We start from the raw sequence: 14,775 nt of genomic DNA on the forward strand, positions 1-14,775 counted from the left end.
GATGGGGAGGCAGGAACGACGGTGGCGGAACGGAGCACAGCTGCCGTCGACGTGGCAGGCAACAGCGGCGGAAAGCCGCTGACCGCCAAGGCGGGCAAGGCCACGGCCGACGGGGCGGAGGCCGCGATCAAGGCCGGCACGCACAACGACGCCGAGCAAGCGGAGAGCAAGAGCACCGCGCGCGACGCACAAACTCCCGAACTCCACAGCGGCCACAAACTCGCCAGGCGGTACCGCCTGGAGGAGTGCGTCACCCGTCTGGAGGGATTCAGCAGCTGGCGCGCGGTCGACGAGAAGCTGCGCCGCGCCGTGGGTGTCCACCTGCTGCCCGCGGACCACCCGCGCGCCCGCCCGGTGCTCGCCGCGGCACGCTCGGCCGCCCTGCTCGGCGACCCCCGCTTCGTCCAGGTCCTCGACGCCGTCGAGGAGAACGACCTCGTCTACGTCGTCCACGAGTGGCTGCCCGACGCCACCGAGCTGAGCTCCGTCCTCTCCATCGGCCCCATGGAGCCGCACGACGCCTACCAGCTCGTGAGCCAGGTTTCCCAGGCCATGGCCGCCGCCCACCGCGAGGGCCTCGCGCACCTGCGCCTCAACCCCGGCTCCGTCCTGCGCACCGAGTCCGGCCAGTACCGCATCCGCGGGCTCGCCGTCATGGCCGCGCTGCGCGGCATCACGTCCGATCACCCGCAGCGCACCGACACCGAGGCCATCGGCGCCCTGCTGTACGCCGCGCTCACCCAGCGCTGGCCGTACGAGAACAACGCCTACGGGCTGCCCGGCCTGCCCAAGGGAGTGGGCCTCATCGCCCCCGACCAAGTACGGGCCGGGGTCCACCGGGGCCTCTCGGAGCTGGCGATGCGCGCGCTCGTCAACGACGGCGCCACCGCCTCCCGGCAGGAGCAGCCCTGCGCCACTCCGGAGGAGCTGGCGAAGGCGGTCGCCGCGATGCCGCGGATCCGGCCACCGGAGTCGAGCTTCTCCACCCCTCCCGGCGGCTACCAGCGCACGACCTACCAACAGGGCGTGTACGGTCAGCCGCCGTCGCGCAACGGCGTCCCCGTACAGCCGGCCCCCGTGCTCCCGCCTCCGCCGCTCCAGAGCCGCACGGGCAGGGCATTGAAGTGGAGCGTCTCGGCTCTGCTGATCGCGGCGCTGGGCCTGGGCAGCTGGCAGCTGGCGGACACGCTCCTGAAGGCCGGAGAGCCGGACCACCCGCCGAGGACCGAGTCGACGAACGACGCCTCGTCGAAGAAGAACCTGCCCATCGCGATCCAGGACATAAAGGACTTCGACCCGAAGGGTGACGGCGAGGAAAAGCCGGGGAGGATCCGCGAGGCCATCGACAACGACGCCACTACGCAATGGCAGACGGCCTCCTACACCAACGCCAACTTCGGAAGCCTGAAGAGCGGCGTCGGTCTCATCCTGGACCTCGGAAAAAAGCAGCACTTCGGCAAGGTGCAGGTGACCTTCCGGGGTAAGACCTCCGTGCAGCTGCGGACGGCCTCGGCCGACTCCGAAATGCCCTCCTCCCTGGAGGATTTCACGCAGGTCGCGCAAGAGGCGGGCGAGGATGTATCGCTCAAGCCCAAGAAGGACGCGCAAGCACGGTACGTTCTGGTCTGGCTGACGAAGCTGCCACAGGTCGAAGGCGAGTACCGCGGCAGGGTCATCGAGATCAAGGTGACCAGCTAGCCGCACGGTCGCTCGGAGGGGGAGGGGACCAGAGGTTGGACGACGTCACCCATGGCGACGTGAGCGACGCCGACCTTCTCGCACGGCATGTCGACGGCGACCCCGACGCGTTCGCCGAGATAGTGCGCCGCCACCGCGACCGACTCTGGGCGGTGGCACTCCGTACGCTCGGCGACCGGGAAGAGGCCGCGGACGCCGTGCAGGACGCGCTGGTCTCCGCCTACCGCGCCGCTCACACCTTCCGCGGGCAGTCCGCCGTCACCACCTGGCTGCACCGCATCACCGTCAACGCCTGCCTGGACCGGGCGCGCAAGGCCGCTTCCCGCAAGACCGCGCCGCTCGCCGAGACCGAGCGGCTGGAGCAGCTCCTCGAACCCCATGAATCCGCCGCCGCGCCCGCCGAGCGCGGCGATCTCCACCGCGAGCTGCTCCAGGCACTGGCCACCCTGCCGCCGGACCAGCGCGCCGCCCTCGTCCTCGTGGACATGCAGGGCTATCCCGTCGCCGAGGCGGCCAAGGTCCTGGATGTGCCCGTCGGCACTGTGAAAAGCAGATGTGCGCGGGGACGGGCCAGGCTTCTTCCCATGCTCACCCATCTGCGCCCTGATGGCGGGGGTAGTCCGACGCCCGGTGGGGGAAGGAACCGGTCGCCGGGGACGTCCGTCCCACCACCGGCAGGACAGAGTGACGCAGATCCAGTGAAGGGTGGAGGTGGGCGAGCGTGACTTCAACGACCGGCACGGATGAGCACCCGGAGGTCGCGGAGATCTCCGCGCTCACCGAGGGTGTGCTCTCACCGTCGCGGACGGCGGATGTGCGGCGGCACCTGTCCGGCTGTGAGCTGTGCGAAGACGTACGGAGCTCGCTGGACGAGATCCGGGGGCTGCTGGGCACGCTGCCCGGGCCACCCCGGATGCCGGCGGACGTCGCCGGCCGTATTGAAGCCGCGCTCGCCGCGGAGGCGCTTCTCGACTCGACCACGCATGATGCCGACGACGGCGTTCCACGTGAAACCGTGGCGGCCGAAGCCGTGGCGATGTCGCCTGGTGGGGCTGTTTCACGTGAAACCGCGTCGCTCGTCACCGCACACGTTTCACGTGAAACGGTCGACCGCCCCACCGGGCGGCCGCGCGGCGCCAAGGGGCCGGGACGGCAGAGGCCCGCCCCCGGAAAGACCAGGACCGCCCGGGTCCGGCGTTGGCCCAGGGCGCTCCTCGGCACGGCCTGCGCCGCCGCGGTCATCGGGCTCGGCAGCTTCTTCCTCCAGTCCGGTGATGCGGGCAACACGCACGCGGCGCCCGACACGAGCCGGGAGAGTCGGTCGGCCGCGATCGTGCTGGGCTCCGGCGAGCTGGGGGCGCGCGTACACGACCTGCTGAGGACGCCGTTCGGGGGCGAGGAGGGCCGGGGCAAGACATCGGAGAACAACTCACCCCACACCCAGTCGACCCTGAGCGACCCCGGCGGCGCCACAGCTCCCTCATGCGTGCGGGAGGGCATCGGCCGGTCGGATGCCTCTTCGGCCACCCTGGCGGCTGTGCCGGACACATACGAGGGCCAAGAGGCCTACCTCGTCGTCCTGCCCCATGTCAGTGACGCCACCCTGGTCGACGCCTATGTCGTCGCATCGAGCTGTGTCTCCGCCTCCCCCCCGTCTCCGGGCAAGGTGCTGGCCGAGAGGACGGTCCCCCGCTCCTGAGCCTGCTGCCGACCCGAGCTGTCGCCCTTCAGGAATGCCCTTCGGGAATGCGCGCCCCGTAGGATCCGTTGGGTGGGGTGAATACCCCGCAAGGTCCCGTGACAGCAGTCGGCAGACAAGGAAGACTCCCGTGAGCGACGTCCGCAACGTGATCATCATCGGTTCCGGGCCCGCTGGCTACACGGCCGCGCTCTACACCGCCCGCGCTTCGCTGAAGCCGCTGGTCTTCGAGGGTGCCGTGACCGCTGGTGGCGCGCTGATGAACACCACCGACGTGGAGAACTTCCCCGGTTTCCGCGAAGGGATCATGGGTCCGGACCTGATGGACAACATGCGGGCACAGGCCGAGCGCTTCGGCGCCGAGCTGATCCCGGACGACATCGTCGCGGTCGACCTCAGCGAAGAGATCAAGACCGTCACCGACACCGCCGGCACCGTCCACCGCGCCAAGGCCGTGATCGTCACCACCGGCTCCCAGCACCGGAAGCTGGGCCTGCCCCGCGAGGACGAGCTCTCCGGCCGCGGTGTCTCCTGGTGCGCCACCTGCGACGGGTTCTTCTTCAAGGACCAGGACATCGCCGTGATCGGCGGCGGCGACACCGCGATGGAGGAGGCCACCTTCCTCTCGCGCTTCGCCAAGTCCGTCACCGTCGTCCACCGTCGTGACACCCTGCGCGCCAGCAAGGCGATGCAGGAGCGTGCCTTCGCCGACCCGAAGATCTCTTTCGTCTGGGACAGCGAGATCGCCGAGATCCACGGTGAGAACAAGCTGTCCGGGCTGACGCTGCGCAACCTCAAGACCGGCGAGTCCTCCGAGCTTCCGGTGACCGGCCTGTTCATCGCGATCGGCCACGACCCGCGCACCGAGCTGTTCAAGGGCCAGCTGGACCTGGACGACGAGGGCTACCTCAAGGTCGACGCCCCTTCGACGCGCACCAACCTGACCGGCGTGTTCGCTGCCGGTGATGTGGTGGACCACACGTACCGTCAGGCCATCACCGCCGCCGGTACGGGCTGCTCCGCCGCGCTCGACGCCGAGCGTTTCCTCGCCTCCCTCTCCCACAGCGAGCACGTTCGCGAGCCCGAGCAGACCGCCTGACCCACCCCCACCCTCCACCCCCACGCAGAGAAGATTTAAGGAGACCTCCGTGGCTCTCAAGACCGTGACCGACGCTTCCTTCGACGAGGACGTCCTGAAGAGCGACAAGCCCGTTCTGGTGGACTTCTGGGCCGAGTGGTGCGGCCCGTGCCGCCAGATCGCCCCCTCCCTGGAGGCGATCGCCGCCGAGCACGGCGACAAGATCGAGATCGTCAAGCTCAACATCGACCAGAACCCGACGACCGCCGCCAAGTACGGCGTCATGTCGATCCCGACCCTAAACGTCTACCAGGGCGGCGAGGTCGTCCAGACGATCGTCGGTGCGAAGCCCAAGGTCGCCCTTGAGCGCGAGCTGGACGCTTTCCTCAGCGCGAAGTAAGCAAACAGCCTCCCGCTGTTTCACGTGAAACAGGCCCGCCCATTCCCCGGGCGGGCCTGTTCGCGTTCGAAGGGTGCGCAGTGTCACAGCGGCCTGAGGGCAGGTTCCTTCTGTACCGCCCCCAGCAGCCGGTCCAGGGCCAGCTCGACGTCTTCCTTCCAGGAGAGCGCCGTACGCAGCTCCAGCCGCAGCCGTGGAAAACGAGGGTGCGGCCGTACCGTCTTGAAGCCCACCGCCAGCAGGTGATCGGCGGGCAGCACGCACGCGGGTTCCTTCCAGCGGGCATCACCGAATGCCTCGATGGCCTTGAAGCCCCGCCGGAGGACGTCCTTGGCGACGGTCTGCACCATCGTTCGCCCCAGGCCCTGACCCTGGTAGCCCGGCGCGAGCCAGGCCGTCATCAGTTGCACGGCGTCCGCGGCGACGGGGCTCGTGGAGAAGGCGGCCGACCGCGGCACATAGGCCGGAGGGGCGTAGAGCACAAAGCCCACCGGGATCTCATCGACATAGACGACCCGGCCGCAGGATCCCCACTCCAGCAGGACGGCCGAGATCCAGGCCTCCTTCTCCAGCTCCGGACGCCCCGCTTTCAGCGCGGCTTCGCCGCTGACGGGGTCGAGCTCCCAGAAGACGCAGGAACGGCAGCGCTGGGGAAGATCCGGGAGGTTGTCCAGCGTGAGCGGTACGAGCCGACGCCCCATGGAGCCCATTCCTCACTTCCGTCGCGTGTCACACCCCAGGCGGCGCTCAGCGCGCTCCGCTCCCTGAGGAGGCTGCCGACGAATCCGCCGACTGCCCCCAGGCCAAAGCCCGTCGCCACCAGTCCGGTCCGGCTCATCGTTCGCATGGCCCCGCCCCTCCGTGAACTGAGTCCAACGTGGATGCGCCATACCTCAACGCATCGTATCGGGGGGTCCATTGGGCGAAAAGCGGAGAAAGGCAAAGGGCGGGTTGTGTTCCACGTGAAACACAACCCGCCCTGAGCGACGGACACCGCCGGGCCTACTCCGCCTCGTTCCCGTCGGCGCCGGCGAGCTTCTGCTCCAGCACACGCCCCTCGCCCGGGGCCAGCGTGCCGAGGATCCTCTCCAGGTCCTCCATCGAGGCGAACTCGACGACGATCTTGCCCTTCTTCTGCCCCAGGTCGACCTTCACCCGGGTCTCGAAGCGGTCGGACAGTCGCGTGGCGAGGTGGTTGAGCGCCGGGGAGACCCGTGCCCCGGCGCGCGGCCCCTTGGCCTTAACCGAGCCGCGCGACCCCGACCCCGGCTCCATGAGCTTGACGATCTCCTCCACCGAACGCACCGACAGCCCCTCGGCCACGATGCGCTTGGCAAGCCGCTCCTGCTCCTCGGAGTCATCGACCGAGAGCAGCGCCCGGGCATGACCGGCGGACAGCACACCGGCCGCGACCCTCCGCTGCACGTCGGGCGGAAGCTTCAGCAGCCTGAGGGTGTTGGACACCTGCGACCGAGATCGGCCGATGCGCTCCGCCAGCTCGTCATGCGTGCAATTGAAGTCCTTGAGGAGCTGATCGTAGGCAGCGGCTTCCTCAAGGGGGTTCAGCTGGGCACGGTGCAGGTTCTCCAGCAGCGCGTCCAGGAGCAGCTTCTCGTCGTCGGTCGCCCTGATGATGGACGGGATTTTCTCCAGTCCGGCCTCACGGCATGCCCGCCAGCGCCGCTCACCCATGATGAGCTCATAGCGCTCCGGCGCCAGCTGACGTACGACCACCGGCTGCAGAAGCCCGACCTCACGGATGGAGGTCACCAGTTCGGCGAGCGCCACCTCGTCGAACACCTCACGTGGCTGGCGAGGGTTGGGCGTGATGGAGTCCAGGGACAGCTCGGCGAAGTGCGCTCCGGCCACCATCTCCATGGCATCCAGGGCATCCGGGGCCGCACCCGGCGCGCTCTCCGTTTCACGTGAAACGGGGACATCGTTCATGGACAGGCCGGCGACCCTCGCCGCTGCGACACCGCGCTCCGCCGTGAGCACCGGGACCGCGGTCGGGGACGTCGCACCGGCACCCATGGCCGGTCCGGCGTTGTCCGATGTCTTGGGTGCCGCCGGAATCAGCGCACCGAGCCCGCGGCCCAGTCCTCTACGTCGCTCGCTCACTGCAGCCCCTCCGACATGCTGTGCTGGTCTTGCTGATGCTGATGACCCACGGTGTGGGCGTTGCTGCCGTCGTAATGCACGCCGACCCCCCGCAGCGCGATCTCCCGCGCGGCTTCCAGATAGGACAGCGCCCCGCTGGAACTCGGGTCGTAGGTAAGAACGGTCTGCCCATAGCTGGGCGCCTCGGAGATACGCACCGACCGCGGGATGCTGGTGCGCAGCACCTCATGGCCGAAGTGGCTCCGGACCTCGTCGGCCACCTGCGAGGCGAGCCGGGTCCGTCCGTCGTACATCGTCAGCAGAATCGTGGACACGTGGAGCGTGGGGTTCAGATGGCCCCGCACCAGATCCACATTGCGCAGCAGCTGGCCCAGTCCCTCCAGCGCGTAGTACTCGCACTGGATGGGGATCAGCACCTCCGCGCCGGCGACCAGGGCATTGACCGTCAGCAGGCCGAGCGAGGGCGGGCAGTCGATGAGGATGTAGTCCAGCGGCTGCTCGTACGCCTTGATCGCCCGGTCCAGCCTGCTCTCCCGGGCGACGAGCGAGACGAGCTCGATCTCGGCTCCCGCCAGGTCGATCGTGGCGGGAGCGCAGAAGAGCCCCTCCACATCGCGCACCGGCTGCACCACGTCGGAGAGCTGTCGGCTGTCCACCAGGACGTCATAGATCGACGGGACGTCGGCGTGGTGATCAATACCCAGTGCCGTCGAGGCGTTGCCCTGCGGGTCCAGGTCGATGACCAGAACGCGGTTGCCGTGGAGGGCCAGAGACGCCGCCAGATTCACGGTGGTCGTGGTCTTACCCACACCGCCCTTCTGGTTGGCGACCACCATCACCCGGGTCTGCTCGGGCCTGGGCATCGGGGTCGGCGGCGTTTCACGTGAAACGACGTCCCCGGCCGCCAGGGAACCGGGCTCGGCCCCCGGCTCGGGGTCAGCGGGGCGGGGACCGGGGACCGGGTCGGCCATCGGCCCCGCGATATTGGCGTCGGACCGCAAGGATTCACCCTCCTCGACATCAGGCTCGCAATGCACAGAGCCTGCCATGCTTTCGGGGCCGTGAACCAGCGGGGCATGTTCTCCTGTGGATGAATCCCCCTCACCTGTGGATGAACCCAGGTCCCGGGGCATTCGCCGGTCACACGGACCGACATCCAGGCGACCGCGGCCGATGATTCCCTTAAGCAAGGAGCGACGTTTCACGTGAAACACGATGCACCGGACGCTCCGCTACCCCGCCACGACACTCCGTAATGCGTAGGTTTGACAGCTTGTATGGAGCATTGTCCGGTTGCTGGCGGCTACCCTTTTCGCAGGCAGCCGCCTCCCCGCTGAGGTACCTACTCAGCGCTGACGGCGGGACCGGCCGGCTGCTTTGGCCCTCTTGGCCGCGAACCGCACTCCGCCGGGGCTCTCCCCGACCTCGACCCGTACGACCGTGGACATCGGATCGACGATGCCCTCGCCGACCTGAAGCACCGAGGTCCGTACGACCCCGAGCTTGCTCAGCGCGGCACGAGCGCTCTTGAGCTCCTCCTCGGCCGTGTCGCCCTTGAGCGCCAGCATCTCGCCGTAGGGGCGCAGCAGGGGCACTCCCCAGCCGGCCAGGCGGTCCAGCGGGGCCACCGCCCGAGCCGTCACCACGTGCACCGGCTCCACCTTGCCGAGCATCTCCTCGGCGCGGCCGCGGACTACGGTGACGTGGTCCAGGCCGAGCAGCTCGACGACCTCCTGGAGGAACGTCGTGCGGCGCAGCAGCGGCTCCAGCAGCGTGATCTGGAGGTCGGGCCGCACCAGGGCCAGCGGGATACCGGGCAGCCCGGCGCCGGAGCCCACATCGCACACCGAGACACCGTCCGCGACGGCCTCGGAGAGCACCGCGCAGTTCAGCAGGTGCCGCTCCCACAGCCGCGGGACCTCACGGGGGCCGATCAGGCCGCGCCGTACGCCCGCGTCCGCGAGCAGCTCCGCGTACCGGACGGCCTCTGGCAAGCGGTCGCCGAATACCGCCTGCGCCTCCGGTGGCGCCGGGGGGAGCTCCGCTGCCTCTTCCACGGGGAACCGTCCTTCCGTACGACGTTCTCTCTGAAGGTCAGAGTCTGACTATCAGGCTGACAAGGATCGGCCCCGCCTGCGAGCAGACGGGGCCGTACACACCTAGACGGGGATCTAGAAGGGCAGCGTTCAGGCCGGAAGTACGACCACTCGGCGCTGCGGCTCCTCGCCCTCGGACTCGCTGCGCAGACCCGCGGCGGCCACCGCGTCATGGACGACCTTGCGCTCGAAGGGCGTCATCGGGTCCAGCTTGACCGCCTGGCCGGTGCTCTTGGCCTCCTCGGCGGCCTTGGCACCGACCTGCGCCAGCTCCTCGCGCTTACGGGCCCGGAAGCCCGCGATGTCGAGCATGAGGCGGCTGCGGTCACCGGTCTCGCGGTTCACGGCGAGGCGGGTGAGCTCCTGGAGCGCCTCCAGCACCTCGCCGTCACGGCCGACCAGCTTCTGCAGGTCACGACTGGTCGAGTCGCTGATGATCGACACCGCGGCACGGTCGGCCTCGACGTCCATGTCGATGTCACCGTCGAGGTCGGCGATGTCCAGCAGACCCTCGAGGTAGTCGGCCGCGATCTCGCCTTCCTGCTCCAGGCGGGACAGGGTGTCGGTGCCCTCGGCGGCGGCATCGGTCTGACGCTGCGTGTCCGTCACGGTGGACTCCTTCATTACTTCTTGGTCGGGTGCTTGGGCCGCTGGGGGCCGCCCTTGCGCTGCCCGGACTTGGCGTTTCGGGAAGAGCCGCCGCCGGCCTGCTTCGGCTTTTCGTCCTCGGGCTGCGTCTTCTCCAGCGAGGTCTTCTCACCGCCGGTGGCCGGCTGCGCGGCCGCGCCCGCGACCTGGCGCTTGGCCTTCGGCTGCCGCTTGGGCTGCTGCCGCTTGGCGCGGGCGGCCTCGACCGCCTTCCGGGCCTCGACCTCCGCCGGGTCCTCCTTCAGCTTGCCCTTGGCCCGCAGCCGCTCCTGGCGCTGGTTGAAGGCGATGCTGCCCGGGGTGGGGTTGCGGCGGATGACGAACATCTGCTGGCCCAGGGTCCACACGTTGGTGGTCAGCCAGTAGACGAGAACACCGACGGGGAAGTTGATGCCGAAGACGGCGAACATGATCGGGAAGACGTACATCAGCATCTTCTGCTGCTGCATGAACGGCGTCTTCACCGTGAGGTCGACGTTCTTCGTCATCAGCTGGCGCTGCGTGTAGAACTGCGACAGCGACATCAGGACGATCATGATGACCGTGACGACGCGGACGTCGGTCAGCGTGGCACCCAGCGACTCGACCTTGGAGGCCGAGTCCATGAACTTCACGGACAGCGGGGCACCGAAGATGTGCGCCTGCCGGGCGCTGTCCAGCAGGCCCTTGTCGATGACACCGACGGTCTTGCCCTGCGCGATGTGGTTCAGGACCTGGTACAGCGAGATGAAGAAGGGCGACTGGGCCAGGATCGGGAGACAGCTCGAGAGCGGGTTGGTGCCCGTCTCCTTGTAGAGCTTCATCATCTCTTCGGACTGGCGCTGCTTGTCGCTCTTGTAGCGCTCCTGGATCGCCTTCATCTTCGGCTGGAGCGCCTGCATGTTCCGCGTCGCCTTGATCTGCTTCACGAAGAGCGGGATCAGGCAGATACGGATCAGGACCACCAGCGAGACGATGGACAGACCCCACGCCCAGCCGCTGTCCTCGTCGAAGACAAGGCTGTACAGCGAGTGGAACTGGACGATGATCCAGGAAACTGCGTAATAGAGAGGACCGAGGATCGTGTCCACGAATCAGGCTCCTTGGGCGTTGGGCTGAGTCTCGGGCTGTGCGGTGGATCCCACGGCGGGATGCCCACCCAGTCGGCTCCTCAGCCGCTGGTGCCAGACCGGACGCTTCCGGGGAGGGACGTGGTCGACGCCACCGAGCGACCACGGGTTGCAGCGCAGGATGCGCCAGGCCGTCAGCGCCGTTCCTTTGACCGCGCCGTGCACATCAATGGCTGTGTAGCCGTAGTGCGAGCACGACGGGTAGTACTTGCAGACCGGGCCCAGAAGAGGGCTGATGGTCCACTGATAGAGCTTGATCAACCACAGCAGCGGATACTTCACTGTGCGCTCCCTCCCGGGCCTGGGCCGGGGTTCCGGGGGGCGTCCCCCGGGGGACCGGAACAGCGCGGCGCCCCTCCCAGCAGCCGCTGCAGTGCGGTGTCGAGATCGCGGGCCAGCTGATCGTGGTCCGCCTCACCCGCGCCGGGCAGGGCCCGTACCACCACAAGGCTACCGGCGGGCAGCTGATCCAGCCGGTCGCGCATCAGGTGGCGCAGTCTCCGCTTCACCAGATTGCGGACCACGGCGACGCCGACGGCCTTGCTCACGACGAAACCCGCACGCACCGGGAGAGCAGTCTCCCCAGGTGCGTGCGGGTCCGTAGCGGTACGTAGGTGGACGACGAGGAGCGGGCGGCCGGCCCGGCGTCCTCGACGAACCGCGGTCGCAAAGTCCTCGCGCCGCCTCAGCCGAGACTCGGAAGGCAGCACGTCATGGACCTTGACGTCAGGGTGGTCAGGCCGACAGCTTGGCGCGACCCTTGCCACGGCGGGACGCGAGGATCGCGCGGCCGGCACGGGTGCGCATGCGCAGTCGGAAGCCGTGGGTCTTCGCGCGACGGCGGTTGTTCGGCTGGAAGGTGCGCTTGCTCACTCGGGGGCTCCAGAAATGAATCGTGTGATGGCGGGACATCGCCTGGCTGTCACCGTGCGCCCACGAGAAGCTCGCAATACGCCCGAGTGCACCGCTTCATGACCCCGTCCCTGAGAGGGACGAAGCCGTTGCCCATCGGAGGCAGGCGGCAGCAGCCATCGACAACTCGACCTGGTCACGGTACGCGCGGCTACGCCATTCGGTCAAACCGGCAGTGCACCAGGGGTACACCGTAGCGTCCTGCGGACCGGTGGGGCGCCACCACTCGCCTCATGGCACATTTGTACACACCCTGTGGACAACGACTTGAACCACGCGCCTCGGCCTGACTACCTTGGCGGAACTCCAAATACTTCCCGCCCGTCCCGAGAACCACACATTCGTGGGACTCACGGGGCTCCCCCCAGTGACTGAGAGAGCGTGCCCTGTGGCTGACCTGCCTGCCGATCTTGCCGCAGTGTGGCCGCGCGTGCTCGAGCAGCTCCTGGGCGAGGGCCGAGGACAGGGCGGCCCGGGCGTCGAGGGCAAGGACGAGCACTGGATCAAGCGGTGCCAGCCGCTCGCGCTGGTGGCCGACACCGCGCTGCTCGCCGTCCCCAATGAATTCGCCAAGGGCGTCCTCGAGGGCCGGCTCGCCCCGATCGTCAGCGAGACGCTGAGCCGGGAGTGCGGCCGCCCCATCCGAATCGCGATCACCGTCGACGACTCCGCCGGCGAGCCTCCGGCCGAGCGGCCGCAGGGCCCCCAGCAGTCGCGCTACGAGGACGCTCCGGGCCCCCACGGCGCCGGGCAGGGCCGCGACGCGTACGAAAAGCGTGACGCACGCGACACCTACGAGAACTACGACAACCACGGCGGCTACGACGGCCGCGAGAGCTATGGCCGCCAGGCCCCGGCCGACGACCTGCCGTCCGTGCGCCCGGCCTACCCCGACTACCAGCAGTCCCGCCCCGAGCCGGGCGCCTGGCCGCGCCACTCCGGTCCGCCCGCGCCCGACCGGGGCGACCGCGGCGACTACGGCTGGCAGCAGCCGCGCCTGGGCGGCTTCCAGGACGGCGAGCGCGACCCGTACGCCACGCAGCACGGCTCCTCCTACGAGCAGCAGCCGTACGAGCCGGAGCGGCCGGACTACCGCTCCCAGCCGCCTGAGCGCCTGCCCTACGAGCAGCAGCAGCGCCGTGAGCTGCCCGACAGCCACTCCCGCGGCGGCGGCCAGGGCGGCCTGCCCAAGTCGAGCGGAGCCCCCGGCCCGCTGGCCGCGCAGCCCGCGCCGGCGACGGGGCCCGGCGAGCCGACGGCCCGTCTGAACCCGAAGTACCTCTTCGACACCTTCGTCATCGGCGCGTCCAACCGCTTCGCGCACGCGGCCGCGGTCGCCGTGGCGGAGGCGCCGGCCAAGGCGTACAACCCCCTGTTCATCTATGGCGAGTCGGGGCTGGGCAAGACCCACCTGCTGCACGCCATCGGGCACTACGCGCGCAGCCTCTACCCGGGTACGCGCGTGCGCTACGTGAGCTCCGAGGAGTTCACCAACGAGTTCATCAACTCCATCCGCGACGGCAAGGCGGACGCGTTCCGCAAGCGCTATCGCGACATGGACATCCTGCTGGTCGACGACATCCAGTTCCTGGCGAGCAAGGAGTCGACGCAGGAGGAGTTCTTCCACACCTTCAATACGCTCCACAACGCGAACAAGCAGATCGTGCTGTCCTCGGACCGGCCGCCCAAGCAGCTGGTGACCCTGGAGGACCGGCTGCGCAACCGCTTCGAGTGGGGCCTGATCACCGACGTCCAGCCGCCGGAGCTGGAGACGCGCATCGCGATCCTGCGCAAGAAGGCGGTACAGGAGCAGCTCAACGCGCCGCCGGAGGTCCTGGAGTTCATCGCCTCCCGGATCTCGCGCAACATCCGTGAGCTGGAGGGCGCGCTGATCCGCGTCACCGCCTTCGCGAGCCTCAACCGGCAGCCGGTCGACCTCGGCCTCACCGAGATCGTCCTCAAGGACCTGATCCCCGGTGGCGAGGACGCCTCGCCGGAGATCACCGCGCCGGCCATCATGGCCGCGACCGCCGACTACTTCGGCCACACGGTCGAGGACCTGTGCGGAGCCTCGCGCAGCCGGGTGCTGGTGACGGCCCGGCAGATCGCCATGTACCTGTGCCGTGAGCTGACGGACCTGTCGCTGCCGAAGATCGGTGCGCAGTTCGGCGGCCGTGACCACACGACCGTGATGCACGCGGACCGCAAGATCCGCGCGCTGATGGCCGAGCGGCGCTCCATCTACAACCAGGTGACCGAGCTGACGAACCGCATCAAGAACGGCTGACACAGACCGCGGGAAGCACCACCAGGGCGCTTCGGGAGGCTTCCCGGAGCGCCCTTTCGCCATCCGGCGGGGTTCGTGGACGACGTCGTGGAGGAAGCGCCGCGGCTTCCGTGGGCCGCTCCCAAGACAGGCCGTCGGAGGCTTCCGAGGGCTTCCCGAGGCCCGTCGAAGCTTTCTGGGAGCACTACGGAAGCCCACTGCGCTCCCGCCCGGCCGGTGCCTCTGTTCGAATACTGACCCGCGACCACCGGTTCTCCACAGATTTCCGGCCGACCAGCTGTCCACACCCTGGGGACCGTGAAGTTGTCCAGATCCTGTCCACAGTCGAGGCTGTTGATACGCCATCAGGGGAGGTCAGCGGCGTGTGGATTTGTGGTCGACGGAAGTCCACAGCCTGTGGACGACGGAATCACCCACAAGGACGATCGAACGTTGTCCACCGACCGCCCACAGGGAAGTGGATGTTGTACACAGTGTTTCCACATCCCTGTCCACTGTTCGGTAACGAAACGCCCCCTCTCACCGCCCCGAGTGAAAGGCGTCACACAAGGTTGCCTGGTTGGGCTGTGGGGAACCTGGGTAAAACTGGGGACGGCGCTGGGGAGAAGTGCGCCCTGCCTGTGCACCGGGTGTGCAGAACTTTCCGCGGTCCACAGAACACCCCGCTTTTCCACCGCCCCCACCCACAGGCCCGGTGGACAAAAAATCCGGGCTGACCTGGGCAAAG

Annotated in this window: 14 protein-coding genes and 1 pseudogene; 6 read left to right on the plus strand and 9 right to left on the minus strand. The window is 68.7% G+C overall.

Translation table 11 applies throughout. The features are described 5' to 3' along the window. Positions 1-21 precede the first annotated feature (21 nt). From ACZ303_RS02225 to trxA, 5 genes are all read left to right on the plus strand, one after another. Complete coding sequence (locus ACZ303_RS02225) at positions 22-1,698, plus strand: protein kinase family protein (RefSeq protein ID WP_467334158.1); 1,677 nt, start codon at positions 22-24, stop codon at positions 1,696-1,698. 35 nt (positions 1,699-1,733) lie between these two features. After that, positions 1,734-2,423 (plus strand): RNA polymerase sigma factor SigM, encoded by a 690-nt coding sequence (gene sigM / locus ACZ303_RS02230; RefSeq protein WP_467334160.1) that lies wholly within the window; start codon positions 1,734-1,736, stop codon positions 2,421-2,423. Continuing rightward, positions 2,420-3,397, plus strand: coding sequence for a hypothetical protein (locus ACZ303_RS02235; protein ID WP_467334161.1), 978 nt, complete (start codon positions 2,420-2,422; stop codon positions 3,395-3,397). Before sigM ends, ACZ303_RS02235 begins: the two co-directional genes overlap by 4 nt. Before the next feature lie 130 nt (positions 3,398-3,527). Next, positions 3,528-4,496: a thioredoxin-disulfide reductase gene (gene trxB / locus ACZ303_RS02240; RefSeq protein WP_467334163.1), complete on the plus strand. Its 969-nt coding sequence runs from the start codon at positions 3,528-3,530 to the stop codon at positions 4,494-4,496. 49 nt (positions 4,497-4,545) lie between these two features. Then, complete coding sequence (trxA, locus tag ACZ303_RS02245; protein WP_467334165.1) at positions 4,546-4,875, plus strand: thioredoxin; 330 nt, start codon at positions 4,546-4,548, stop codon at positions 4,873-4,875. A gap of 83 nt (positions 4,876-4,958) precedes the next feature. On the opposite strand, the gene ACZ303_RS02250 is transcribed toward trxA, so the two are convergent. The 9 genes and pseudogenes from ACZ303_RS02250 to rpmH form a co-directional block, all read right to left on the minus strand. Continuing rightward, a complete protein-coding gene (locus ACZ303_RS02250; RefSeq protein ID WP_467334167.1) occupies positions 4,959-5,576 on the minus strand; it encodes a GNAT family N-acetyltransferase in 618 nt (205 codons plus the stop codon). 301 nt (positions 5,577-5,877) lie between these two features. Continuing rightward, positions 5,878-6,996 (minus strand): ParB/RepB/Spo0J family partition protein, encoded by a 1,119-nt coding sequence (locus ACZ303_RS02255; RefSeq protein WP_467334169.1) that lies wholly within the window; start codon positions 6,994-6,996, stop codon positions 5,878-5,880. Continuing rightward, positions 6,993-8,045 (minus strand): ParA family protein, encoded by a 1,053-nt coding sequence (locus ACZ303_RS02260; protein WP_467334171.1) that lies wholly within the window; start codon positions 8,043-8,045, stop codon positions 6,993-6,995. Before ACZ303_RS02260 ends, ACZ303_RS02255 begins: the two co-directional genes overlap by 4 nt. Positions 8,046-8,342: 297 nt before the next feature. Next, a complete protein-coding gene (rsmG, locus tag ACZ303_RS02265) occupies positions 8,343-9,053 on the minus strand; it encodes a 16S rRNA (guanine(527)-N(7))-methyltransferase RsmG (protein ID WP_467334173.1) in 711 nt (236 codons plus the stop codon). 129 nt (positions 9,054-9,182) lie between these two features. Continuing rightward, entirely contained in the window at positions 9,183-9,701 is a 519-nt protein-coding gene (locus ACZ303_RS02270) for a Jag family protein (protein WP_467334175.1), read from the minus strand. A 14-nt stretch (positions 9,702-9,715) separates the two neighbouring features. Continuing rightward, the gene (gene yidC / locus ACZ303_RS02275) at positions 9,716-10,810 is read right to left on the minus strand and encodes a membrane protein insertase YidC (protein WP_467334177.1); all 1,095 of its coding nucleotides are present in this window, start codon (positions 10,808-10,810) and stop codon (positions 9,716-9,718) included. Positions 10,811-10,813: 3 nt separating this feature from the next. Further along, the gene (gene yidD / locus ACZ303_RS02280) at positions 10,814-11,131 is read right to left on the minus strand and encodes a membrane protein insertion efficiency factor YidD (protein ID WP_467334179.1); all 318 of its coding nucleotides are present in this window, start codon (positions 11,129-11,131) and stop codon (positions 10,814-10,816) included. A 62-nt stretch (positions 11,132-11,193) separates the two neighbouring features. Next, positions 11,194-11,559: pseudogene (gene rnpA, locus ACZ303_RS02285) on the minus strand (ribonuclease P protein component); the annotation flags it as partial. A gap of 25 nt (positions 11,560-11,584) precedes the next feature. Further along, positions 11,585-11,722, minus strand: a complete 138-nt coding sequence (gene rpmH / locus ACZ303_RS02290) for a 50S ribosomal protein L34 (protein ID WP_251415124.1) — start codon at positions 11,720-11,722, stop codon at positions 11,585-11,587. A gap of 427 nt (positions 11,723-12,149) precedes the next feature. Here rpmH and dnaA point away from each other — a divergent pair, with 427 nt between their 5' ends. Beyond that, positions 12,150-14,048: a chromosomal replication initiator protein DnaA gene (dnaA, locus tag ACZ303_RS02295; RefSeq protein WP_467334183.1), complete on the plus strand. Its 1,899-nt coding sequence runs from the start codon at positions 12,150-12,152 to the stop codon at positions 14,046-14,048. Positions 14,049-14,775: the final 727 nt, after the last annotated feature.

The sequence above is a fragment of the Streptomyces sp. NPDC023527 genome (assembly GCF_055560115.1).